The sequence below is a fragment of the Pseudonocardia sp. ICBG162 genome (assembly GCF_020496225.1).
Classification (GTDB): domain Bacteria; phylum Actinomycetota; class Actinomycetes; order Mycobacteriales; family Pseudonocardiaceae; genus Pseudonocardia; species Pseudonocardia alni.
On the sequence record NZ_JAHLJD010000017.1, the window covers coordinates 513,807 to 537,593 of the forward strand.

At 74.5% G+C, this 23,787-nt stretch carries 21 protein-coding genes and 1 pseudogene; 9 read left to right on the top strand and 13 right to left on the bottom strand.

Annotation, left to right across the window (positions count from 1 at the left end):
- Positions 1–20: 20 nt before the first annotated feature.
- Positions 21–842, bottom strand: a complete 822-nt coding sequence (locus KPL60_RS16500) for a CoA ester lyase (protein ID WP_226366379.1) — start codon at positions 840–842, stop codon at positions 21–23.
- 274 nt (positions 843–1,116) lie between these two features.
- Between KPL60_RS16500 and dctP the strand changes: the two genes are divergently transcribed.
- The 3 genes from dctP to KPL60_RS16515 are packed head-to-tail and all read left to right on the top strand — an operon-like array spanning position 1,117 to position 4,060.
- Positions 1,117–2,193 carry a TRAP transporter substrate-binding protein DctP gene (gene dctP, locus KPL60_RS16505; protein ID WP_226358018.1) on the top strand — a complete coding sequence of 359 codons (1,077 nt, stop codon included), beginning with the start codon at positions 1,117–1,119 and terminating at the stop codon, positions 2,191–2,193.
- Entirely contained in the window at positions 2,190–2,771 is a 582-nt protein-coding gene (locus KPL60_RS16510) for a TRAP transporter small permease (RefSeq protein ID WP_226366380.1), read from the top strand. Before dctP ends, KPL60_RS16510 begins: the two co-directional genes overlap by 4 nt.
- Positions 2,771–4,060, top strand: coding sequence for a TRAP transporter large permease (locus KPL60_RS16515; protein WP_226350609.1), 1,290 nt, complete (start codon positions 2,771–2,773; stop codon positions 4,058–4,060). The genes KPL60_RS16510 and KPL60_RS16515 overlap by 1 nt, the downstream gene beginning before the upstream one ends.
- A 7-nt stretch (positions 4,061–4,067) precedes the next feature.
- On the opposite strand, the gene KPL60_RS16520 is transcribed toward KPL60_RS16515, so the two are convergent.
- Positions 4,068–4,454: a DUF5313 family protein gene (locus KPL60_RS16520; RefSeq protein WP_226366381.1), complete on the bottom strand. Its 387-nt coding sequence runs from the start codon at positions 4,452–4,454 to the stop codon at positions 4,068–4,070.
- Between the two features lie 47 nt (positions 4,455–4,501).
- Between KPL60_RS16520 and KPL60_RS16525 the strand changes: the two genes are divergently transcribed.
- A complete protein-coding gene (locus KPL60_RS16525; RefSeq protein ID WP_226366382.1) occupies positions 4,502–4,993 on the top strand; it encodes a MarR family winged helix-turn-helix transcriptional regulator in 492 nt (163 codons plus the stop codon).
- 42 nt (positions 4,994–5,035) lie between these two features.
- Here the strand turns inward: KPL60_RS16525 and KPL60_RS16530 are convergent, their stop codons facing one another.
- From KPL60_RS16530 to KPL60_RS16560, 7 genes are all read right to left on the bottom strand, one after another.
- On the bottom strand, positions 5,036–5,944 hold the full coding sequence (locus KPL60_RS16530; protein ID WP_226350606.1) for a tagatose-bisphosphate aldolase: 909 nt from the start codon (positions 5,942–5,944) through the stop codon (positions 5,036–5,038).
- Complete coding sequence (locus KPL60_RS16535) at positions 5,941–7,422, bottom strand: FGGY family carbohydrate kinase (protein ID WP_226366383.1); 1,482 nt, start codon at positions 7,420–7,422, stop codon at positions 5,941–5,943. The genes KPL60_RS16530 and KPL60_RS16535 overlap by 4 nt, the downstream gene beginning before the upstream one ends.
- Before the next feature lie 74 nt (positions 7,423–7,496).
- A complete protein-coding gene (locus KPL60_RS16540) occupies positions 7,497–8,225 on the bottom strand; it encodes an SDR family oxidoreductase (protein ID WP_226350604.1) in 729 nt (242 codons plus the stop codon).
- Positions 8,226–8,320: 95 nt separating this feature from the next.
- Positions 8,321–9,316 carry an ABC transporter substrate-binding protein gene (locus KPL60_RS16545; protein ID WP_226350603.1) on the bottom strand — a complete coding sequence of 332 codons (996 nt, stop codon included), beginning with the start codon at positions 9,314–9,316 and terminating at the stop codon, positions 8,321–8,323.
- Position 9,317: 1 nt separating this feature from the next.
- Positions 9,318–10,379 carry an ABC transporter permease gene (locus tag KPL60_RS16550; RefSeq protein ID WP_226366384.1) on the bottom strand — a complete coding sequence of 354 codons (1,062 nt, stop codon included), beginning with the start codon at positions 10,377–10,379 and terminating at the stop codon, positions 9,318–9,320.
- Between the two features lie 80 nt (positions 10,380–10,459).
- Positions 10,460–11,227, bottom strand: a complete 768-nt coding sequence (locus KPL60_RS16555) for an ATP-binding cassette domain-containing protein (protein ID WP_226350601.1) — start codon at positions 11,225–11,227, stop codon at positions 10,460–10,462.
- Between the two features lie 247 nt (positions 11,228–11,474).
- Positions 11,475–12,512: a LacI family DNA-binding transcriptional regulator gene (locus KPL60_RS16560; RefSeq protein WP_226366385.1), complete on the bottom strand. Its 1,038-nt coding sequence runs from the start codon at positions 12,510–12,512 to the stop codon at positions 11,475–11,477.
- A gap of 110 nt (positions 12,513–12,622) precedes the next feature.
- Between KPL60_RS16560 and KPL60_RS16565 the strand changes: the two genes are divergently transcribed.
- The 3 genes from KPL60_RS16565 to KPL60_RS16575 are packed head-to-tail and all read left to right on the top strand — an operon-like array spanning position 12,623 to position 14,183.
- On the top strand, positions 12,623–13,213 hold the full coding sequence (locus KPL60_RS16565) for an ATP-binding protein (RefSeq protein ID WP_226366386.1): 591 nt from the start codon (positions 12,623–12,625) through the stop codon (positions 13,211–13,213).
- Positions 13,214–13,229: 16 nt separating this feature from the next.
- Positions 13,230–13,745, top strand: coding sequence for an isochorismatase family protein (locus KPL60_RS16570; RefSeq protein ID WP_226350657.1), 516 nt, complete (start codon positions 13,230–13,232; stop codon positions 13,743–13,745).
- A gap of 42 nt (positions 13,746–13,787) precedes the next feature.
- Positions 13,788–14,183 (top strand): hypothetical protein, encoded by a 396-nt coding sequence (locus KPL60_RS16575; protein ID WP_226366387.1) that lies wholly within the window; start codon positions 13,788–13,790, stop codon positions 14,181–14,183.
- Between the two features lie 10 nt (positions 14,184–14,193).
- On the opposite strand, the gene KPL60_RS16580 is transcribed toward KPL60_RS16575, so the two are convergent.
- Both KPL60_RS16580 and KPL60_RS16585 read right to left on the bottom strand, forming a co-directional pair.
- Complete coding sequence (locus KPL60_RS16580) at positions 14,194–16,380, bottom strand: transglycosylase domain-containing protein (protein WP_226350598.1); 2,187 nt, start codon at positions 16,378–16,380, stop codon at positions 14,194–14,196.
- A gap of 64 nt (positions 16,381–16,444) precedes the next feature.
- Positions 16,445–19,882, bottom strand: a complete 3,438-nt coding sequence (locus KPL60_RS16585) for an indolepyruvate ferredoxin oxidoreductase family protein (RefSeq protein ID WP_226366388.1) — start codon at positions 19,880–19,882, stop codon at positions 16,445–16,447.
- A 151-nt stretch (positions 19,883–20,033) separates the two neighbouring features.
- On the opposite strand from KPL60_RS16585, the gene KPL60_RS16590 reads away from it, so the two are divergent.
- Both KPL60_RS16590 and KPL60_RS34710 read left to right on the top strand, forming a co-directional pair.
- Positions 20,034–20,477 carry an Lrp/AsnC family transcriptional regulator gene (locus KPL60_RS16590; RefSeq protein ID WP_179762271.1) on the top strand — a complete coding sequence of 148 codons (444 nt, stop codon included), beginning with the start codon at positions 20,034–20,036 and terminating at the stop codon, positions 20,475–20,477.
- A 39-nt stretch (positions 20,478–20,516) separates the two neighbouring features.
- Complete coding sequence (locus KPL60_RS34710) at positions 20,517–21,740, top strand: glycosyltransferase (RefSeq protein WP_226366389.1); 1,224 nt, start codon at positions 20,517–20,519, stop codon at positions 21,738–21,740.
- A gap of 9 nt (positions 21,741–21,749) precedes the next feature.
- Here KPL60_RS34710 and KPL60_RS16600 read toward each other — a convergent pair whose 3' ends face one another.
- Positions 21,750–22,265, bottom strand: coding sequence for a hypothetical protein (locus KPL60_RS16600; protein ID WP_226350595.1), 516 nt, complete (start codon positions 22,263–22,265; stop codon positions 21,750–21,752).
- A gap of 386 nt (positions 22,266–22,651) precedes the next feature.
- A pseudogene (locus KPL60_RS16605) lies at positions 22,652–23,764 on the bottom strand (IS701 family transposase); the annotation flags it as partial.
- Between the last annotated feature and the right edge of the window lie 23 nt (positions 23,765–23,787).

The following is a 23,787-nucleotide window of genomic DNA, read 5'->3' on the forward strand; positions in this document are numbered from 1 at the left end:
GGCCCGCCCGCGCACCCGGGTCAGCGCACCGGGACCGGCCGCCCGGCCCGGTGCAGCAGCGCGACCGCGCGGTCGACGACCGGCTTGTCGACCAGCGCCCCGTCCAGCACGGCGACGGCGCCGGTCTCCGCGGCCGCCACGACCCGGTCCGCCCAGGCCAGCTCCTCCGCCGAGGGGCGGAAGGCCGCGGCGACGCCGGCGACCTGGGCGGGATGGATGCACAGCTTCGCGGTGAGGCCGAGGGCGAGCGCCGCGGCGCTGTCGGCGGCCAGCCGGGCGTCGTCGCGGACGGCGGTCGTGACCCCGTCGACCGGTGCCGTGACCCCGGCGGCGCGGGCGGCCAGGACGAGCTCGCAGCGGGTGTGGCGCAGTGCGACGTCGTCGAGGTGGTCGACGCCGATGTCCACCGCGAGGTCGACACTGCCGAAGGCGGGACGCACGACGCCGGGGGCGGCGCAGATCTCCTCGGCCCGGCGGACCCCGAGCGCGGTCTCGACGACGGGAACGAGCGGGGTGCCCGCGGGCAGCCGCTCGGCCAGCGCGACGAGCTCCGCGCCGCTCTCGGCCTTGGGCAGCACCACCGGGCAGCCGAGCGCGGCGACCACGGCGACGTCGTCGTCGAACCAGGGCGTGCCGGTGCCGTTCACCCGCACCGCGGCCCGGTCGCCGGCGGCCAGCCACTCCCGGACCTGCTCCCGCGCGGCGGTCTTGCCCTCGGGCGCGACGGCGTCCTCGAGATCGACGATCACGACGTCGGCACCGCTGGCGACCGCCTTGTCGTAGCGGTCCGGGCGGGAGCCGGGGACGAAGAGGAAGGTGGTCGCGGCTTCGATGGCGAGCATCTGTCCATGGTTAATGTCTGATGTTTAGCTGTCAACGCCGAACTCCGCGCATCGAGCGCTCCAAGGTGTCGTCGGGAAAACATCTGATGATTCCTTGAAACCGCGGTCGGCGCCGTGCGACGCTCCCTGTGACGCCCCACACGGTCCACCCCCGGACCGTGCCACCCCGACCGGTCGCCGACGCCCGGCCGGTGTCGTGGCCGCGCCCGCCCCCGCGTGCGCGGCGCGGCGCCGTTCCCGCGCGGTCCGCCCGGGACGACGCCGAGAGGAACCGATGAGGACGCTGGGCAAGGGAGCCGGGCTGACGACCTGCCTCGTCGCCGCGGTCGCGCTGCTGACCGCCTGCACACCCGCACGGGAGGCACCGCCCGACGGGGTCCGGACCCTCGTGGTCGCCGACTCCTACCCGGTGACCCACCCCGCGTCCCGGGACGGGATCGTCCACTTCACCGACCGGGTCCGCGAGCTCACCGGCGGTGCCCTGGACGTCGAGTACTACCCGTCCGAGCAGCTGGGCAAGTCCACCGACTACGTCAAGCTCGTCGCGAGCCGCGCCGTGGACGTCGGCGTCGTGTCGCCGCCCTACCTGTCCGACAAGCTCCCCCTGTCCAACGTCGGCGACCTGCCGGGCCTCAGCACCGACTCGTGCACCACCGCCCGCGCGGTCGGCGAGCTCACCCGGGAGGGCGGGCTGCTGCACCGCGAGGAGTTCGCGCCCCGCGGGCTGCGGACGCTGTTCGTCGGCGTCGTCCCGCAGTACGAGCTGTTCACCAACGGCCCGGTGACCGACCCGGCGCAGCTCCCCGGCCTGCTCACCCGCTCCCCCGGCGGTGTCGTCGACCAGACGCTGCGCACCCTGGGCGCCACCCCGGTCTCCATCGCCGGACCCGAGGTCTACGAGGCGATGTCCCGCGGCACCGTCGACGCGATGACCCTCCCACCGATGAGCGCGGTCCCCTTCCGCCTCGACGAGGTCGCCTCGCACGCCACCGAGGGCGCCCCGCTCGGCGGCTTCACCCTCACCTTCGCCATCTCCGAGGCGCTGTGGCAGGAGCTGCCCGAGGCCCACCGCGACGCCATGACCCGGGCCGGCGAGGAGACCTCCCGCCACCTCTGCGCGGTGATGGGCGAGCAGACGGCGCAGGCCCGGTCGACCCTCGAGGACGGGGGCATGACCTTCACCGCGCTGACCGCCGCCCAGCAGCAGCGCTGGCAGGACGCGGTCGCCTCGGTGCGCGCCGACTGGGCCGCGGACATGGAGGCCCGCGGGCGACCCGGCCGCGCCGCGCTGGAGGAGATGGAGGCGGCGCTCGACCGGGCCCGCGACGAGACCCCGGAGGCCGCACGATGAACGCGGGCACGACGAACGCGGGCACGACCCGGCCGGACCCGGTGGACCGCGTACTGCGCACGGTCGAGGACGCGGCGGCCGCCGTCGGCCTCACCGGCGTCGTCGTCACGGTCGCGCTGATCGTGATCGACGTGGCCCTGCGCTACCTGGTGGGGGCGCCGCTGTCCTGGTCGGTGGGCTTCGTCGGCGACTACGCGCTGGTGGGACTGTTCTTCCTCGGGCTGTCCTACACGGTCCGCGAGGGCGCCCACGTCCGGATCGACCTCGTCCACAAGCGCCTGGGACCGGCCGGACGACGCGTGCTGGCGGTCACCGGGTCGGCCCTGACCGCCGGGTTCCTGGCGCTGGTCGGCTACGGCGGGCTGCTCCTGACCGCGGGCGCGCTCCGCCACGGCGACGTCCCGCTGGCCGGGGCCTCGGAGCTGTCGTGGCCGGTGTGGACCTCGGCGGTGCTGGTGCCGATCGGCGCGGGGCTCGCGGTGCTCCGGTGCCTGCACACGCTGGTCCACGACCTGCGCGGCCCCGCGCCCGCCGCCCCCGAAACCCCCCTCACCTCGGCCGCGGAGGAGATCGCCTGATGGTGCTCGCCGGAGTCCTCGTCCTGCTGTTCGTCCTGCTGCTGGCCCGGGTACCGGTCGGTGTCGCGATCGGGGTGAGCGCCGTCGTCGGACTGCTCGCCCACGGCGGCCCGTCCGCCGCCGTCGGCTTCCTGGAGACCACCCCGTACGCGGCGGTCTCGACCTACACCCTCGCGGCGATCCCGCTGTTCATCCTCATGGCCCAGCTGGTGCTCAAGAGCGGGGTCACGACCGAGCTGTTCGCCGCGGCCCGGGTGTGGGTCGGGCGGGTCCCGGCGGGTCTGGGCGTCGCCACGACGACGACCGGCGCCACCTTCGCCGCGGTCTCCGGGTCGAGCACCGCGGCCGCGGCCGCCCTGGCCTCGACGACCATCCCGGAGATGGAGCGCGAACGCTACGACGGCCGGCTCGCGAACGGCCTGGTCGCCGTCGTCGGCACGCTCGCCGCCATGGTGCCGCCCAGCATCATCCTGGTGTTCTACGCGATCCTGGCCGAGGTCAGCGTGGGCCAGATGCTCGTCGCGGGCCTGGTGCCCGGGCTGCTCGTCACGGTGACGATCATCGTCACGACGCTGTTCCTGGTGCACCGCAAGCCCGCGCTCGCGCCGGCCGGCCGCCGGTACAGCCTGGCCGAGAAGCTGCGGACGGTCCCCGTCCTCGGCCCCGTCGCGCTGCTGTTCCTGCTGGTCGTCGGCTCGATCTACCTGGGGCTGACGACGCCGACCGAGTCGGCGGGCCTCGGTGTCGCCGGTGCGCTGGTCATCGGGCTGGCCCGGCGGCGGCTCGACCTCGCCCGGATCCGCGACGCGCTCGTCGAGACCCTCACCTCGACCGCGATGATCCTGCTGATCATCGCCTCGGCGTACCTGTTCGGCTACTTCATGACGCTGACCCGGATCACCGGGACCCTCGTCGACGCGATCGCCGGCGTCGCCGCGCCGCCGCTGGCGATCTTCGCCCTGATCGCGCTGATCTACCTCGTGCTCGGGGCGTTCCTCGACCAGCTCGCGATCCTCGCGCTCACCGTCCCGGTCGTGCTGCCGGTGGTCGAGCAGCTGGGCTACGACCCGATCTGGTTCGGGGTGATGGTCATCCTGCTGGCCGAGATCGGCCTGGTCACCCCGCCGCTGGGGATGAACGTGTTCATCGTGTCGAAGGCGACCGGACGCCCGGCCGAGGAGATCTTCGTCGGGGTCCTGCCCTACGTGGCGGCGCTGCTCGTGCTCGTGGCCGTGCTCGCCGCGCTGCCCGGTGTGGTGCTGTGGCTGCCCGAGACGATGGGCGGGTGAGCCGGGCTCAGCCGCGCCAGCGCCGCTCGTAGCGCTCGCGGGCCGCGTCCCGCTGCCCCGCGTCGGCCTGCTCCCGCACGGCGGCCGCGTGCCCCACGGGGTACCCGGCCTTCGCGACGCGGTGCTCGGCGGACTCGTACATGTAGGCCACCGAGTAGAAGTAGCCGAGGATCGCCCCCGCCAGCACCGACAGCGCCCGGACGTACACGGGGCCCGGGATGAGCAGGAACAGCAGCACCCCGACCGGCAGCAGCTGGACGGTGGTGCGGACGAGGTGACGCAGCTGCCAGGTCCGGGTCGTGACGTCGTGCAGCACCCAGCCGCGGTGCCGGGCGGGCAGCCCGGCGCCGTAGGCGTAGGCCAGCCACCGCAACGGGTTCGGCCGCTCGCCCACTGTTGGTCCCCCAATTCTTGGTGCACCAACAATGTACGATGGCCACCATGTCGAGCGCAGCCCCGGGGGACGGTGACACGGGTGACGGTGACGCGGCCGCCGGCGCCCCGGGTGGGGATCTGCTGCGGCTCGACCGGCAGGTCTGCTTCGCCCTCGCCGTCGCGGCCCGCAACGTCATCGCGCTCTACCGGCCGCTGCTCGAGCCGATGGGCCTGACCCACCCGCAGTACCTGGTGATGCTCGCGCTGTGGGAGGACTCCCCCCGCTCGCTGGGTGAGCTGGCCCGCGCGCTCGCCCTCGACCCGGGCACGCTCTCGCCGCTGCTCAAGCGGCTGGAGGCGGCCGGGCTGGTCGACCGCCGCCGGGTCCCCGGCGACGAGCGGACGATGGCGGTCTCCCTCACCGGCGCCGGCCGGGCCCTGCGCGCCCGGGCCGAGGCGATCCCGCCGGCGATCGTGGAGCGGCTCGGGATGCCGCTGCCCGAGCTGGAGGAGCTGCGGGCGGTGCTGGACCGGGTGATCGACGCGTCGCGGAGCTGAGACCGGCCTGCTCCCGGACCGGTCCGGTCCGGGAGCAGGAGCTCAGGCGCCGACGGTGGCGTCGGCCCGGTCGACGGCCGCCCGCAGCTCGCGCAGGCGCGGCAGCGCCCGGTGGGTCAGCAGGTCCTCGCGGACCGCGGAGGCGACCGAGAGGGAGTCCTTCCACAACGACCGTCCGGCCATCGCCCCACTGGCGCCGTGGGCCACCGCGGTGCGGACCTGCCCGATGAAGGTGCTGTGGTCGACACCCGCCGAGAGGACGGCCCACGGGACGCCCGCCGCGGCCTCGGTGACCGCGGCGCAGGCCTCCGCCGAGCCGGGGTAGGGCAGCTTGAGGACCTTGGCGCCGGCCTCGACCGAGAGGCGGGCGGCGTCGGCGACGAGCTGCGGGAAGCGCTCGGCGTACTGCTCGTCGGTCTCCCCCTCCAGCCGGTAGAGCAGGATCTCGACGATCAGCAGGACGCCCTCGGCGGTGCAGGCCTCGACCAGCTCGCGGATCCCGCGGACCACGTCGGAGTCGGCGCCCTGCCGGTCGGGGCGCAGGTACCAGAGCATCTTCGCGGCGTCGCCGCCCAGGTCGCGCACGGTCCGCGGGGTCACGCCCGCACTGAACCGGGTGTGGCGCAGGCCGTCGACGGTCTCGTAGCCCGAGGCGTCCATCCCGACGACGAGCGCGGTGCCCGAGGCGTCGAGCGTGCCGTCGTCGACGAGCTGCGGCAGCGCCACCTCGGGGTCGAGCAGGATGGCCGGGCCGTGGCTCGCGAGGTGGCGGACGAGGTCGCCCTTGGCCTGCGCGAGCTCCTCGCGGCTGATGGACTCCGGGCCGTCGGGGGCGTCCTGCATGACGGCCTTCATGCTGTTGCGCTGGTCGGCGGCGACGATGAGCATGTGGCCGTCGGCGGTGCTGATGCGCGCCATCGCGCGCTTCTCGAGGGTCGTCAGCTCGTTCACGGTGATCCTTCTCCTGGGTGGGCGGGTTCGTGGGACGGGGTCGCGCCGACGCCGACGGCGCGCGGCGGGCCCCAGTCGGCCAGCACGGCCGCGAGGCCGGTCTGGTCGGTGGCGCCGGTGGCGGCCAGCGCACCGAGCGCCGCCGCACCGCGGCACCCGGGCAGCGCGACGGAGGAGAACTCCAGACGCGGCAGTACGTCGTGCTTGAGGGCGCGCACGCTGGCCATCCGCGTCCAGCCGCCGACACAGAGCGCCGAGACGTGCGGTCCGACGGCCGAGGTGACGAGGTCCAGCAGGGCCGAGGTCCGTTCTCCGACGTGGTGCAGGGCGGCGGCCAGGAGCTCGGCGGGGTCCGCCTCCCGGGTCAGGACGATCTGCACGTCGTCGCTGCCGCGGCCGCCCGCCCGCACCGTGACGCCCGGGACGGGGCGGGGCACCCGCGCGGCGGCGGCGTCGACGGCGTCGCGGCGGTCGCCCTCGGTGGCGCCGGCCAGCGACAGGATGCGGCGCAGGATGACCCCGGCGCTGACACCGCAGAGCACGGCGCTGAGCCCGTCGACCACGTGCGCACCCACCGACACGCCCGCGTCCGCGAGCCGGGCGCGGTCGGCCGGGGAGACCGGGGTGGCCGCCGAGCGCAGCAGGACGTCCGCGGTGCCCGCCCCGTTGAACAGGTGCTCCGGGTCGGTGGCGCCGGCCCCGAGGGCCGCGACGGGGTGGTCGTGCCCGGCGACGGTGAGCACCGCGCCGCGCAGCCGGGCGTCGACGTCGGTCCGGGTGATCCGCCCGGCGCCGATGCCGGCGGGGCGCAGCGGGGGCAGCAGTGTGGGGGGCAGGCCCAGCGCGTCGGCGACGTGGTCGGCGGGTGCGAGCCGGGCGGTGTCGAGCAGCCCGGTCCGCGAGGCCAGCGACGGCTCGGCCACACGCTCGCCGCCCAGGGCGGCGACCACGTGCTCCGGCACGCTCAGCCAGGTCGACGACGGCGTGACGCGCCACCCGTGCCCGAGCCCCCAGGCCAGGGAGGCGGCGCTGGGCTGGGCGTCGGCGCGCAGCCCGGTGGCGGCGGTGAACGCCTCCCGGACCGGCGCCGGCAGCGCGGCCATCTGCGCGCCGCCGCGGGGGTCGTACCAGGCGACGACGGGTGCCGCCTCCGCCCCGGTGCCGTCGAGCAGGACGCCGCTCTCGGCCATGCCCGTGACGCCGAGGGACAGCACCGGCCCCCGTTCGGGCGGCAGCCCGGCGAGCAGGCCGTGGAGCACGGCGAGCACCCGGTCCACCAGGGCCGCGCCGGTCGTCTCACTCTCCCCGGTCCGCGACACGCGCCACGGGGTGTCGGCGCTGTACCGGCCCAGTGCGGTGCCCCGGTCGTCGTAGGCCACGGCCTTGGTCTGGGTCGAGCCGACGTCGAGCCCGATGTGCATGCCGTTCGCCATGCCCGTTCCCTCCTGGACGTATCGGTGGTGCTGAGCGGTGCTCACGGTCATGTCATCGGTGTCATGCACGCCACTGCGGCATCACCGGCCTCCCACGGTCGGGAGGGGGTACCGGTCGCTCAGCGGCAGCTGTAGCCGCCGTCGACCGGGAGCGACACGCCGGTGATCATCGAGGCGCCGTCGCCGAGCAGGAAGACGATGGGCGCGGCGATCTCGTCCTCGGTGGCCCAGCGGTGCAGCGGCATGGCCTCGAGGAACGGGGGCCCGACGTCCTCGCGGCCCCAGTACCAGGCCGACATCGGCGTCATGACGACGGTCGGGTTCACGCTGTTGACCCGGATCCCGTACCGGCCCAGCTCCAGGGCCGACACACGGGTGATGTTGTCCAGCGCCGCCTTGGACGAACCGTAGGAGACGTGCCCGGGCAGTGCCACGAGGCTCGCCTGGCTGGAGACGTTGACGATGGAGCCGCCCCGCCCGAGGCGGACCATCGACCGCGCGGCGTACTTGGTGACCAGCAGCGCGCCCCGCGCGTTGACGCTGATGACCTTGTCGAAGACCGCGATGTCGGTGTCCAGGGGCGTCGCGATCTCCCCGCCGACGCCGCCGCAGTTGACCACCCCCCAGAGGTCCAGCTCCTCCAGTGCCCCCCGGACCTCGTCCTCGGACTCGAGGTCGAAGGCCAGCGGGCGGGCACCGGTCGCGGCGACGATGTCGGCCAGGCCCGCCTCGTCGCGGCCGGCGGCGACGACGTCGGCACCGGCGGCGACCAGCCGGCGCACGGTGGCTCCCCCGATCCCGCCGGCGGCTCCGGTGACCAGGACGGTGCGGCCGTCGACGTCGGACATGGTGGTGGGTTCCTCTCGGGTGGCGTCGGCCCGGACGGGCGGGGATGGAGCCCCTCCGCGGGCCCGAGGACTCCGGGCCCGCGGAGGGAGGCGGGTCAGCCGGAGCAGTCCGACTTGTAGACGGCCGCCTGGCTGGCGGGCGAGTCGAGGTTCTGCGCGGTGATGATCGTGAAGTCGGTCTGGATCTTCGCCTCGGTCGGCTTGCCCTCGATCGCGTCGACCGCCTGCTGCACGCCGTCGGTGCCGATGGTTCCCGGCTGCTGGGCGATGAGCGCCTGGATCGTGCCCTCCTGCAGCGCCTTGACCTGGTCCGGTCCGGCGTCGAACCCGACGATCTTGACCGCGCCCTGCTTGCCCGCCTGGCGGACGCCGGTGGCGGCCCCCTCGGCGCCGAACAGGTTGGTCGCGAAGACGCCGACGATGTCGGGGTCCTTCTGCAGTGCGGCGGTCACCAGCTGCGCGGCCTTCGCGACGTCGTTCTGGGCGTACTGCACGCCGAGGTCGGTGTAGGCGGCGTCCTTCTTCGCGGCCTCGGCGAAGCCGGCGGTCCGCGCGTCGGAGGTGCTGATGCCGGGCTGGTTGTCGATCACCAGGACCTTGCCGCCGCCGGGGGCCAGCTGCTTGATCGCATCGAAGGCCGCCGCGCCACCGCCGAGGTTGTTCGACGAGATCTGCGAGGACACCTTCGCGGTGTCGTTCAGCGTGGTGTCGACGAGCACGACCTTGATGCCGGCGGCGATGGCCTGGTCGATCGGCTGCTGCATGGCGCTGACGTCGGTGGGCGCGATCATGATCGCGTCCGGCCGGGCGGCGATCGCCGAGGACAGGATCGGCGTCTGCAGGGTGGGGTCGAACTTCTGCGGGCCCTGGGTGTCGAGCGAGACGCCCAGCGTGCGGGCCTCCTGCTCGGCGGCGCACTGCATGGAGATGTAGAAGTTGTCACCCGCCACGCCCTGGATGAAGGTGATCTTCTTGGCGTCCCCGCCGGTGCTCCCGGCGGGGGCGTTGCCCTCCGCCGCACCGCAGGCGCTCAGCGAGGCGACGAGAGCCGCGGCCAGGCCGACGGAGAGAACGACACTGTTCCTGCGCACTTCAGTTTCCCTTCGAGGAGCCGCGCCCCAGACGGGCGAGGACGGACTGACGGGGTCTGCCCGACTGGGCGTTCGTGCGGCGCTTCTGGTCCAGCCAGACCGCGGCGACGAGGACGACACCGACCACGACCTGCTGCCAGAACGGCTGGACCCCGATGATCACGAAGCCGCTCTGCAGGGTGGTGGGGATGAACAGACCGATGACGGTGCCGAAGATCGTGCCGAGGCCCCCGAAGAGGCTCGTGCCGCCGATGACGACGCCCGCGATGACGTTGAGGTTGGTGTTCGACTGCCCACCGATGGTGGTGGACTGGAAGAAGGCCAGGTTGAGGATGCCGGCGAACCCGGCGAGCAGGCCGGCGAAGGCGTAGACCTTGATCGTCTGCAGGTCGACCTTGATGCCGGTACGGCGCCCGGCCTCGATGTTGGAGCCGATCGCGTAGGTGTGGAGCCCGAAGCGGGTCCGGTGCAGCAGGACCATGCCGAGCACGACGACCAGGCCCGCGATCACCGACAGGGTCGGGACCTGGCCGACGACGTTGCCGAAGCCGACGGTGTCCACGAGGACCTCCGGGGCCGCACGCAGGTCGATGCCGCCGGTGATGATCTGCGCGAAGCCCAGGGCCGCACCGAAGCTGCCCAGGGTGACGATGAGCGGGGGCACCTTCGCCTTGGCGATGAGGACGCCGTTGACCAGCCCCCACATCAGGCCGGACAGGCAGGCGACCACCGCGCCGAGCAGGGCGACCCCCCACCCCTCGCCCCCGGCGGCGACCATGACCTTGCTGGCCACGACGCCGGAGAAGACCAGCACGCTGCCGACGGACAGGTCGATCCCGCCGGTGATGATCACGAACGTCATCCCGACGCCGAGCACCGCCAGGATCGAGGTGTTGATGACGATGCTGCGGATGTTGAAGCCGGACAGGAACGAGACCGGGGCCAGCGTCCCGAAGATCGCGACGATCACCAGCAGGATCAGGACGATCTGCAGGGCCTGCAGGCGCAGCAGGCGCTGGACGCGGCGGGGCTCGGCCGGCGCGGCGGCGGCGGTCGTGGTCACGGGAGATTCCTTCGCGGCAGCGGACGTGGGGCCGGCCGGGCGTCGTCCCCGGTCGCCCGTCCGGGAGTGGGTGTCGGTGCTCATGCCCCCGCCTCACGCAGGTCGAGAGCACCGGTCATGGCGCCGACGAGCTCCTCGACGCTCGTCCCGGAGCCGCGGTAGACGGCGACGCGACGGCCGTGGCGCATCACCTGCACACGGTCGGAGACCTCGAGCACGTGCGGCATGGAGTGGCTGATGAACACGACGCCGATGCCCTCGTCGCGGACCCGGCGGATGAGGTCGAGCACGCCCTTGGTCTGCACCACACCGAGCGCCGCGGTCGGCTCGTCCAGGAAGATGACCTTGCTGGCCCACGCGGCGGCCCGGGCCACGGCGATGGACTGCTTCTGGCCGCCGGACATGGCGCCGACCGGGCTGGAGAAGCTGCGCACGGTGGAGCCGAGGCTGGTGAAGTTCCGCTCGCCGGACTCCCGCATCGCGGCGGTGTCCATGAAGCCGAGCTTGCCGAGCAGGCCCTTCCGCATGACCTCGCGCCCGAGGTAGAGGTTCTGGATCGGGTCCAGGTGGGGCGCCAGGGCGAGATCCTGGAAGACGGTCTCGATGCCGAGCTCGCGGGCCGCGATGGGGCTGCCCAGCACGACCTCACGGTTCTCGAACTCGATGCGACCGGCGTCGGGCTGCTCGCTGCCCGACAGCATCCGCACGAGCGTCGACTTGCCGGCGCCGTTGTCGCCGATGAGGGCGACCACCTCGCCGGCGTGGACGTCGAAGTCGGCGCCCTGCAGCGCCGTGACCTGGCCGTACTGCTTGGTGATCCCCTCGGCCCGCAACAGCGGCTCTGACATCTCTCACTCCTTTGTGGCGTCCGTGGCGGTGCTGCCGGCGTCGCGGCGCGCGCGGTGCCGGGTGCCGCCGTACCGGGCGGCACCAGAGGCTCGAGGCCGTGCGAGCGGGCGAGGGGCTGCGGTGCCGGTCGTGCTGATGGCCGCTCGATGACATCGGTGTCATCTCGCGCCGGAGAGAAGGAAACCAGGCCATGTCATCGGTGTCAAGGCGCGTCGTGGGGCGCCTTCCACCCCGGAACGGACGGGGTCAGGGCCGGGCGTCCCCGCCGGACGGGGTGGTCGACGGGAACAGCTCGACGAGGTCGTGCGGGGGGCGGCAGGAGGCCCGTTCGATGAGGCGCACCGGCAGGGTCACCAGGCTGCTCGGCTCCCGGTCGTCGCCCTCGAGCCGGTGGAGCACCCGTTGGGCGGCCAGCCGCCCCAGTGCGTCCGGGTCCTGGTCGACCACGGTGAGCGCCGGCGAGAGCGTCGCCGCCATCGGGAAGTCACCGAACGCCGCGATCGCCAGCCGGCGGCCGGACAGGGCCGGGACCAGGACCATGGTGGTCTGGGCGTCGGAGGAGAACACCGCGGTGGGAGCGGGGTCGGCGGCGGCCAGCGCGGCCGCGGCGCGCCCGGCGCCCGCGGCGGTGGTCGCCCCGAGCAGGACCAGGTCCCGCTCGAAGGGGAGCCCGGCCTCCTCCAGGGCGGCCCGGTAGCCGTGCAGCCGGTTCGCGGTCGTCGAGATGTCCTCGGAGTTGCCCACGAAGGCGATCCGCCGGTGGCCGCGGTCGATCAGGTGCGCGGTCGCCGTCCGCGCGCCGCCGAGGTCGTCCTCGACGAAGCAGTCGGCGTCGATCCCGCGGGGCGGGCGGTCGACGAACACGAGGGGCAGCTTGGACGACCAGCGCGACAGGTAGCCCTGGTCGGTCGCCGTCGGCGCCATCACCAGGGCCCCCAGCTGGCGGCGCAGCAGCGACTCGACGATCCCCTCCTCGCGCGCGCCCTCCGCACCGAGGCTCGTGATCAGGACGGACATGTCGTGCTGGGCGGCGACCTGCTCGACCCCGTCGGCGATGGCGGCGAAGAAGGGGTCGGAGATGCTGGGCACGGCCAGCCCGATCACCGGCGAGCGGCCGTCGCGGAACGTGCGGGCCAGCATGTTCGGGGTGTAGTTGAGGGCGGCGAGGGCCTCCTCCACCCGGCGGCGGGTCTCCGGGAGGACGTGGCGGTCCTCGTTGAAGACCCTCGAGACCGTCTTGACGCTCACGCCCGCCTGCCGCGCCACGTCACGCATCGTCGCCATCTGCCGTGCATCCCCCTCGCGTCGTCGTGGGCCGCGACCGGGGCCCACCACCGCCGCCCCTCGAACACCGCCTCTGGTGCGGCGCACCGTGCGAGGGCATCATGACACCGATGACAAGCAGCGCCACACCCCACGCGCCGGTCGCCGTGCTGGCCGGCCCGGCGGGAGCGGGGAAGACCACTGTGGCCAGAGCGCTGAGCGCGCACCTGCGGGCGTCCCTGCTGGACCTCGACACGGCCACCGCTCCCCTGGTCTCGGTCGTGGCGGGCCTGCTGGGCAGCGACGACCTCGACGGCGCCGTGCTGGCCGAGGCGACCCGGGACGCGCGCTACGAGACGCTCCTCGCGCTGGCCGAGGACTGCCTGGCCTGCGGCACCCCGGCGGTCCTGGTCGCGCCCTTCACCCGGGAGCGCCGTGACCCGGCGGCCTGGGCCGGGACCGAGCGGCGGTTGCGCGAGGCCGGTGGCCTGCCCCGCCTGGTCTGGGTGCACGCCTCCCGTGCGGTGCTGCGCGAACGGCTGCGGGGCCGGGGGGCCGCGCGGGACGCGTCGAAGCTCGCCGACCTCGACGCCCACCTGGACGGCCTCGACCTGCGGCCGCCCGCCGTCGGGCACCTGCCGGTCGACACCGGGCTGCCGGTGCGGATCGAGGAGCTGGCGGCGGCGCTGGGCGGCCGTGTCCGGACGGCGTCGCGGCCGTAGCGTGGGGCCGGTGCTGATGAACTCCGCCGCCGCGGTCCTGCTGCTGGTCGACCTGCAGGAGCGCCTGGTCCCCGCGATGCACGACGGCGAGCGGGTCGTCGCCCGGGCCGCCCGGCTCGCCGAGGCCGCGACCCTGCTCGAGGTCCCGGTGCTGGCCACCGAACAGGTCCCGGAGAAGCTGGGCCCGACCGTCGAGCCGCTCGCCGGGCTGCCGCACCTGGTGGTGCCCAAGACCCGCTTCGCCGCCGACGACGGCGTGCTGTTCCCGCCCGGACGCGGCGAGATCGTCGTCGCCGGGGTGGAGGCGCACGTCTGCGTGCTGCAGACCGTGCTGGAGCTGCTCGCCGACGACCGCCGGGTGGTGGTCGTCGCCGACGCGGTCGGCTCACGGTTCGTCGAGGACGAGCAGCTGGCGCTGCAGCGCGCCCGCGCGGCCGGGGCCGAGATCGTCACCTCGGAGATGGTGCTGTTCGAGTGGCTGCGCGACGCCGCGCACCCGCGCTTCCGCGAGGTCCAGAAGCTCCTCAGGTAGGGCGCACAGCCCGCGCACAGGATGCGGCGGGACCGTGGCCGGGTGACCACCACCGTCGCGGCCCCGCGTCCCGTCCCCGCCACCGCCGTGCTCGCCGTCGTCGGCGCGGCGCTGCTGCTCATCGCCGCCGTGACCGGGTTGGCGCTGCCGGGGACGGCGACCGCACGGCACTGGGACGTCGTGTGGGCCGGCCTCGACGTCGGGACGGCCGTGGCCGCGCTGGCCACGGCCGCGCTGCTGCGGGCGCGCGACGTGCGGGCGGCGCTGACCGCGGCGGCCGGTGCCGCGCTGCTGGTCGTCGACGCCTGGTTCGACGTCACCACCGCCGCGGGGACCTCCGGCGCCGCGCTCGCCGTGGCCGAGGCCGTGCTGCTGGAGCTGCCGCTGGCCCTGGCCGGGGCGCTGCTGACGGCCCGGCTGCTCGCGCCCCGTCGCTGACCGGCGGGGGCTACCCGTTGCGGGGCTGCAGGTAGTCCGGGTCGGGGTCGGGCAGCGGCACGTCGGCCCGGCCGGCGATCAGCGGGTCGACGGCCGCGAAGAACGGCGGTGCCGCGACCGTGCCGCCGAACGCGCCGTGTCCGCAGTCGCCCAGGTGGACCGGGTCCCCGGGGCAGATCTCGGACGGGTTCGGGCCGTCGGCGAACACCATCGAGGAACCGGCGACGCCGTCGATGCCCCCGGTGCCGCCGACGAACGCGACCGACTCCGAGGAGTTGGTCGTACCCGTCTTGCCGATCGTCGGCCGCGTCCAGCCCGCGGCCCGCGCCGCGGCCGCCGAGGTACCGGACACGGTGTCCCCGCCGAGCCCGGCGGACAGGGTGTGCGCGATCCCGGGTGCGACGGCCTGCTCGCAGGCGGGCCGGTTCACCGGCACCGCGGCGCCGTCGCGGTCGGTCACCGACAGCACGGCGTCCGGGGCGCACCACACGCCGTCGCTCTGGACGGTCGCGGCCACGTTCGCCATCTCCAGGGTGGACACCGGGCTGACCCCGAGGGTGAACGACGGCAGGTCGGCGAAGAAGGTCGACTGCGGCTGGGAGATCCGCGCGTCCGGCGACGACGGGTCCGGTGTCCCGCCCGCCGCATTCGACGCCAGGGTGTCGCGCAGCCCGAGCCGGCGCGCCATGTCCACGACCCGGGGGATGCCGGTGCGTTCCTCCAGGTCGACGAACGCGGTGTTCGGGGAGGTCGCGAGCGCGACGGGCAGCGGGATCGGGTCCGGGTAGTCCGGCGTGTCGTTGGCGACCGGGTAGCAGCTGGTCCCGGCGCCGGGGAAGCACGCCGAGGCCGGGTCGGGCAGCGTGCTGTCGTAGCCGACGGTGCCCGCCTCCAGCGCCGCGGCCGTGGTGAAGATCTTGAAGGTGGACCCGGCGCCGAAGACGTTCGACGGCGCGGCGACGAGGTCGCGGGTGGTGTCGCCGGCCGTGGCGTCGGTCCCGGGCCGCCGGTTGGCGACCATGGCGAGGATCTGGTGGTCGCCGGTGGCCGCGTCGCCGTGCCCGGGCCGGATCAGCGCCAGGGTGTTGGCGACGCCGTCCTGGGTGCGCGGCACGTTCGCGTCGACCGCCTGCTGCGCCGACGCCGTCGCGGCCGGGTCGAGGGTGGTGCGGATCGTGTAGCCGCCGGTGTCGAGCTGCTGCTCGGTGAACCCGGCCCGCTCCAGCTCGGACACCGCGTACTCGCAGAGGAACCCGGCGCCGTCGGTGGCGCCGTAGCAGTTGTGCCCGGGGACCTGCGGCCCGCCGGCGCGCACCCCGAGCGGCGCGGCGGTGGCCTCGGCGGCCTGGGCGGGGGTGAGCGACCCGGCGTCGCGCATGGCCGCGATGACGGTGTTGCGCCGGTCGGTCGCGGCCTGCGGGTGGCGGAACGGGTCGAACAGGGTGGGGTTGTTGACCGCGCCCGCGAGCAGCGCGGCCTGCGGGACCGTGAGGTGTGCGGCGTCGGTGCCGAACCAGGCGCGCGCGGCGGCCTCGACGCCGTAGACGTTGCCGGTGAACTCGACGGTGTTGAGGTACCCGGCGAGCACGTCCTGCTTGGACGTGCCGTGCGCCAGGCGCTGGGCGAGCACCGCCTCGCGGATCTTGCGGGTCGGGGTGTCGGCGTGGTCGGCCCGCTGGGCGGCGGGGTCGTCGCGGTCGACGACGTCGATCAGCCAGTTCTTCACGTACTGCTGGGTGATGGTGGAGCCGCCCTGCACCGCGCCGCCCGCGGCGTCGGTGACCAGCGCGCGCAGGGTGCCGACCGGGTCCACCCCGGACTCGTCGAAGAACCGGCGGTCCTCGACGTCGACGATCGCGGCGACCATCGCCGGGGCGATCCGGTTGTAGGACACGGGGATCCGGTACTGCTCGTCGAGGTAGGCGATCGGGGTGCCGTCGCGGTCGGTGAGGACGGTCGCCGCGGGCAGCGCCGCGGCGCTCGGCAGGTCGCCGGTCGTACCCGGCGGCACGACGGAGGCGACCGCGGCGACGCCGACCGCGGCGGGCGCCGAGCACCCGGCGAGGACGAGCCCGCCGGCCAGGATCCCGAGCCCGAGCCGCCGCAGCACCGACGGGTCCGGGCGGCGCCACCGCCTCGGGGTCCGGGTCTGCCGGAGACGGTCGTTCCAGTGCTGCGCGATCAGGCGTTCCCCCACGCGGGCGATTGTGCGCCGCAACGCTGAGGCGCGCCTGAGACCCGCCCGCGCGAGTCGCTGAGAGTCAGCCGGTCAGGGCGGCGAGCGCGGCCCGGGCCTGCTCGCGGAACCGCTCGACGTTGCCGAGCTTGACGTTCTCGTAGCCGCGCACCAGGTCCGCGGTGTCGGCGACGGCGACCACACCGTCCACGGTGTCGACCTCGAGCCGGTCGAGCGCCGAGCGGACCAGCGCCTGGTACTCCCCCACCAGCTCGCGCTCCACGCGGCGGACCCCGGCCCGGCCGAACACGTCCAGCGGGGTGCCGCGCAGCCGCCGGGCCGCGCGCAGCGCCCGGAACGCGGGGGTGGCCAGCCGTCCGTCGAGGGCGATCTTGCGGTTCATCCCCAGCGCGCGCAGCACCGGCGGGTGCAGCATCACCGACACCCGGGCGTCGGGACCGAACGCGGCGTCGCGGCGGGCGGTCTCCACCGGGTCCAGGTGCAGGCGGGCGACCTCGTACTCGTCCTTGTAGGCCATGAGCCGGTGCAGGCCGTGGGCGTAGGCGGCGCCGATGCGCTCCCCGGCCGCGTCCCCGGCCCGCGCGGCGGCGACGGCCGTGACCCTGCGGACCTCCTCGGCGTCCTGGTAGCCGGTGAGGTCGGCGATGCGGGTGGCGAGCACGTCGGCGAGCCCGGTGCCCGCGGCGACCGAGCGGGCCAGCTCCGCGGACGCCTCGTCGACGGCGACCGGGGCCGGCTGCGGCGCGACGAGCGCGCTGCGCACGGCGGCGGCGTCGATCGCGGCGGCCCGGCCCCAGCGGAACGCGGTCAGCGTGGTCTCCACGGCCGCGCCGTTGACCCGGATCGCCTCCTCCAGCGCCTCGGCCGACACCGGGAGCACCCCGTGCTGGTAGGCGGCGCCGAGCAGCAGCATGTTGGTCGGGAGGTGGTCGTCGAACAGCGCCTCGGACAGCGTCTGGGCGTCGACGGCGAGCAGGTCCCGGGTGACCGCGCCGATCCGCTCGACGGCGTCGTCGGTGGAGCCGGGCAGCACGACGCGGCCGGTGACCATGGCCGCGGTCGGCACGAGCGAGGTGTTGACGACGGCGACGGTGTGCCCGGGCCGGGCGACCGCGAGTGTCGCGTCGGAGGCGGTGCCGACGAGGTCCATGCCGATCAGCACGTCCGCGGTGGCGCGGGAGGCACGCAGGATCCCGTGGTGGGGCTGCTTGGAGATCCGGACGTCGGAGACGACCGGGCCGCCCTTCTGCGCGAGCCCGACCTGCTCCAGCCCGGCGGCGAAGAGCCCGTCGAGGTGGGCCGCCATCTGCAGGATCGCCGAGGCGGTGACGACGCCGGTGCCGCCGATGCCGGGCATCCGGATCAGGGTCGCGTCCGGGTCGACCCGCGGCTCGGGGTCGACGAGCGTGACCGGCAGCGCCGGGATCTCCCGGCGCGGCCGGGTGCCGGGCACCACGGTGAGGAACGACGGGCAGTCGCCCTTGAGGCAGGAGTAGTCGGTGTTGCAGGACGCCTGGTGGATGGCGGTCTTGCGACCGAACTCGGTCTCCACCGGCAGCACCGACAGGCAGGTGGACGCCTCGCCGCAGTCGCCGCAGCCCTCGCAGACCCGCTCGTTGATCAGCACCTTCTCGGCCGGGGCGGGCAGCTTGCCGCGCTTGCGCAGGCGGCGCTCCTCGGCGGCGCAGCGGTCGTCGTGGATCAGGACGGTGACGCCGTCGAGGGCCTTCAGCTCCTCCTCGGCCGCGGCGAGCTCGTCGCGGTGGCGGACGCTCGCGATCGGGTCGAGGGCGATGCCGCGGTAGTCACGCGGGCTGTCGGTGGTGACGACGATCCGGCGCACGCCCTCCAGGGCGAGCGAGCGCGTGATGTCGGGGACGTTCATCCGGCCCTCGGCGCGCTGCCCGCCGGTCATGGCGACGGCGTCGTTGTAGAGCAGCTTGTAGGTCATGGTGACCCCGGCCGCGACGGCGGCGCGGATCGCGAGCGAGCCGGAGTGGTGGAAGGTGCCGTCGCCGAGGTTCTGGACGAGGGTGCGGTCGTCGGTGAACGGGGCCAGGCCGATCCACTGGGCGCCCTCGCCGCCCATCTGGGTCAGCCCGATCTGGTGGCCGCGGTGCTCGCCGTCGAGGGCGATCATCGCGTGGCAGCCGATCCCGACCCCGACGAGCGTGTCGTCGCCGGTGCGGGTGGAGGTGTTGTGCGGGCAGCCGGAGCAGAAGTACGGCGTCCGGTTCCCGAGCAGGTCCAGCCCGATCCGCGACGGCTTCGGCGGTGCGAGGCGCTCCAGGTGCGCGGTCGCCGCGGCGGGCAGGGTCCGCCCGGCGGCGGTGAGCCGGGCGGCGAGGGCGCGGGCGACGTCCTCGGAGCCGAGCTGGCCGCGGGCGGACAGCAGCGGGCGGCCGCGCTCGTCGCGGCGGCCGGTGACGGTGGGCCGGTGGTCGCGCCCGTAGAGCGCGTCGCGCAGGTGGCCCTCCAGGAACGGCACCTTGTCCTCGACGACGAGCACCTCCGCGCAGCCCTCGACGAGCCCGGCGAGCGCGTCGGCGTCGACCGGGAACGGCATGGCGAGGCGGATCAGGCGCACGCCGAGCGCGTCGAGCTCGGCCTCGCCCAGGCCCAGGTCCTCGCACGCCCGCAGCACGGTGGCGTAGGCGGTGCCCGAGGCGAGCACGGCGAGGTGCGGGTCGCGGGAGGTGAAGGTGACGCGGTTGAGCCCGGTCTCGCGGGCGTACTGGCGGGCCAGGTCGAGCCTGCGGGTGAGCTGGTCGTGCTCGGCCTCGATGGCGGCGGGCCCGACGAGCGGGCCGGACTGCGCGCGGTCGGTGGCGGGCGGGGCCGGGATGCCGACCAGCTCGGGGCGCAGCGCGCCGAGGTCGACGGTGCAGGACGCGTCGGCGACGTCGGCGACGATCTTCAGGCCGGTCCAGAGCCCGGTGGCGCGGGACAGCGCGACGGCGTGCAGGCCCAGCTCGATCACCTCGGCCACCGAGCCGGGCGCGAGCAGCGGCATCGCCAGGGACTGCGCCATCGGCTCGCAGGAGCTGGGCACGGTGGAGGACTTGCAGGACGGGTCGTCGCCGATGATCGCGACGGCGCCGCCGAGCCGGGCGGTGCCGGCCAGGGTGCCGTGCCGGATCGCGTCGGCGGCCCGGTCGAGGCCGGGGTTCTTGCCGTACCACCAGCCGACGACGCCCTCGTGGCGGCGGCCGGGGACGGCGTCGAGCAGCTGGGTGCCCGCGACGGCGGTGGCGGCGAGCTCCTCGTTGAGCCCGGGCCGGAACACCACGCGCTCGGCGTCGAGGTGGGCACGGGCGCGGCCGAGCTCGGCGTCGAAGGTGCCGAGCGGGGAGCCCTGGTAGCCGGAGACGAACGAGGCCGTGTCGAACCCGCGGGCGGTGTCGAGGCGGGCCTGCTCGAGCACGAGCCGGACCAGCGCCTGGATCCCGCTCATCGGGGCCCGACCGTGGGCGGCGAGGTACTTGTCGTCCAGCACGGTCATTCTCGGCTCCTCGGCGAGTCGGGCGGCGCGTCCGCACCAGGACAGCGCGACGACGGCCTCGACACAATGCCTATGGCAGTGATCGCCGCGGATACGCAACGGATACCGTCGAAGGCCCACGAGACCGTGGATCCGTTGCGCTGGAGGTGCCGTGCCCGAGACCGAGGTCGACGACCTGGACCACGCGATCCTGCGGTTGCTGCACGAGGACGCGCGCCGCACCTACGCCGACATGGCCGAGCGGGTCGGGCTGTCCACCGCCGCGACCAAGCGGCGGGTCGACCGGATGCGCGAGTCCGGGGTGATCACCGGGTTCACCGTGCAGGTGGACCACGCCAGGCTGGGCTGGCCGGTCGAGGCGTTCAGCGAGATCCGCTACGCCGGCACCGCGAGCGTCTCGGAGATCGTCGACTCGGCGTCGCGCCAGCCGGAGGTGCAGGCGGTCTACACCCTGGCCGGTGACCTCGACGCCCTGGTGCAGGTCCGGGTCCGCGATCTCGCGCACCTGCAGGAGGTGATCGACCGGCTGCGGCGCAACGGCACGGTCACCGGGACCCGGACGCTGATGGTGCTGGGCCGCTGGACCCGCACCTGATCATTTGCTTACCGCAACGATCGGGTCGATCATGATCGGGTGCTCGTCCTCTGCAGTGTCACCGGTTACCCCTCGCACGGCCGGGCCGTGCTCCCCTTCGCCCGCGCGCTGGGCGACGCGGGCCACCGGGTCGTGGTGGCGTGCCCGCCCGACATCGCGGGGGTGTTCGACGGTGCGCCGGTCGTCGTCGAGCCGGTGTTCGCGACGATGGCCGACTCCGCCGAGCACCTCGGCCCGGCCGTCGCCCGGCTCGGTGGGCCCGCCGCACTCGCGACGCTGACCGCCACCGAGGTGACGACGGCACTGCTGCCGACCCTGTTCGCCGGTCCGCAGGTGACGAGCTCGGCGCGGGCGCTGCTCGCGCTGGTGGGGTCGCACGGGACCCCGGACCTGGTGCTGCGCGACGGCGGCGAGACCGCGGGGTTCCTGGTGGCCGAGCACCTGGGGGTGCCGTGTGTGGCGGCGCCGTCGGGTGCGGGCAACGTCCTCGCCCCGCACGTCGTCGCCGACGCGCTGGCGGAGCGTCGCGACGAGCTCGGCTTCGCCGCCTCGGACGACCCGGCCGCACTGCACCGGTGGGGGCGGCTGGACTGCATGCCGCCGCAGTTCTCACTGGCGGGGCCGCAGATCGCACCGGCGCGGGCGTTCCGCCAGGACGACCAGGTCTCCCGCGGCGAGACGCTGCCCGGCTGGGTCGGCGCGCTGCCCGGGAGCCGGCCGCTGGTCGTCGCGGGGCTGGGGACGGCGATGCCGGCGATGGCCGGGCGCGCCGAGCGCCGCGCCCCCGTCGACCCGCACGCCGCGCTGCGCACGGTGGCCGAGGCGGCGTCCCGGCTCGATGCCGAGGTGGTGCTGTCCACCGGCGGCCTGCCGGTCGACGACCTGGCGCTGCCCGCACACGTGCATCCCGCGCCGTGGGTGCCGCAGCCGCTGCTGCTGCAGGTCGCGGACCTGTTCCTGACCCACGGCGGCTACAACGGCGTCCGCGAGGCCGTGCGGCATGGCGTCCCGCTGGCGGTGCTGCCGCAGTTCGGGGACCAGGAGCACAACGCCCGGCGGATCGCCGAGCTCGGGCTGGGCGCGCACTGCACGCCCGACGCCGCCGAGGTCGCCGCGACGTGCACCCGGCTCCTGGGCGACGACGACGTCCGCGCGCGGATGCGCTCGGCCCAGCGCGCGATGCTGGCGCTGCCGCCGGTGGAGGACGCCGTCGGCGTCCTGGAGGACCTGGCCGCGCGTCGGGTCCCCGCGCTCGTGCCCTGACCGCCCGGGTCAGGCGGGCGGGCCGTGCGGGGCGCGCGGCCCGCAGGCGACGACGGTGCGCGCCCAGGTGCCGAACAGCACGAGCACCCCGAGCACGGTGACGACCAGGCCCGGCCCGATGTCGTCGGTGCCGGCGACCGCGGTCTGCCGCGACCACACCGCCCAGAGCCCGGTGACCGCACCGACGCCGGTGACGGTGGCCGCGGTCCAGGCCAGCGGCCAGAACCGGGTCAGGAGGGCGAGCACCGACACCCCCACCGCGACGACCGCGACGACGGTGAACAGCCACGGCAGCGGCCCCATCGCGGCCCGGCCGGCGAGGACCTCCCATCCGGCGCCGCGGGTGGACCAGGGCATGAGCAGGGCGGCGACGACGGCGGCGACTCCCGCCCCCGCGACGACCGACGCGGGGCCGGGGTCGATCCAGCGGTCGACCCGCCATGCGATGCGGGTGAGCTCGTCGGCGAGCTCGGGTGACGCCTGCGGGGACAGCGCGCCCGGGCCGGGCGTGCGCGGTGCGCTCATGCGGCTCCCTCGTCGTCACTGCGGTGCCGGGATGTCGGGACGGTCATTGCACCACGACGGTGCCGGCCGCGGCGCCACCGACGGGGTGGCTCCGCGGGCCGGTCCGCGAGCCCGCAGCGCGCACCGCCCGGCGGTTCCGGCGGCACCGGACCGGCCGTCGCGGTCGGCACCCGCTCGCCTAGTACTACAGTCGCGTTTATGGGTTGTGGCTGCGGTGTTGGTAGTGGTGCTGTTGGGCGGTGTGTTGGTGTCTTCGTCGCCAGCGTGAGCGGCGCAGCACGTGGCCGGGGTCGGCGATCGTGTCCAGTGCGAGGGTGGCGATGAGGTGGCGGATCTCGGGCAGGCTCAGCGCGATGAGCTCGCCGCTGTCGGCGTGGAGAGCCCCCTTTTGACCGTGTCACGGTGAGGAAGGCGTGCGCGAGCATGGAGAGAGTGATGTGCCGGTACCAGCCGGTGTATTGCCGGACTTGGTAATGATCGAGGCCGGTCTGGCCTTTCGCGGTCTGGAAGGTCTCCTCGATCGCCCACCGCGCGCCGGCGACCCGGGCCAGCTCGCTGAGCGCGACTCGCTTGGGCGTGTGGCAGAGGTAGTACGCCAGCTCTGAGGGGGCAGTCAGGCTGCGGCGGGCCAGCAGCCAGTACTCGGCGTCGGGATCGCGTTCCCCGTTGATCCGCGCCCGCGCCCACGCGTAGCGACGGTCGCCCTTCGATCCGGCGCCGGCTGACCTGCTGCGCCACGCGGTGGCCGGCAGTCCTGCGATGAGCGCGTCGGCCCGGTACTCGCTCCCGATGATCGACGAGGTGGTCTTGGCGATCACGCGCTGGTTGGAGGGGATCGCGAGCACGTAGCTCATCTGACGGTCTTCGAGGCTCTTGCGGAGCCGGTAGTGCTGTCCGTAGACGGCATCGCCGGTCACCCACGACGCCGGAACCCCGCCGTCGATCGCGCGGGCGATCATCTCGACCGCCAGCTCGGGCTTGGTGCGGAACTCACGATCAGCAGGGATCCCCGCACGGTCACATCGGGGGCGATCCTCGGTCCACGCCTTCGGCAGATACAGCTCCCCGTCCAGGAACGTCCGCCCATGCGGCGTCGCATAGGTCAGGAACACACCGACCTGCGCGTTCTCAATCCGACCCGCCGTGCCGGTGTATTGCCGCGCGACACCCGCCGACCGGTCTCCCTTCTTCAGGAACCCGGTCTCGTCGACGACGAGGATCCCAGCCCGGTCGCCCAGGTGCGCAACGACATACGTGCGCAGATCGTCCCGCACTGCATCGGGATCCCAGTCCGTCGTCGACAGCAGCCGCTGCATCGGATCCGGCACCGGCTGACCGGCCTGCTCGGAGATCGTCCACGAGTTCTTCCGCTCCCGCTCCGAGAGCAGCCCCCGCACATACGCGACCGCGTTCGCCCGCGGCTCCGAACGCGCGAACCGCGACCCAATCAACCGCGCGATCTCGTCCAGACCCGCCGCCCACTCCCGCACATCCGCCACACCAATATCGTCACCCACCGCCA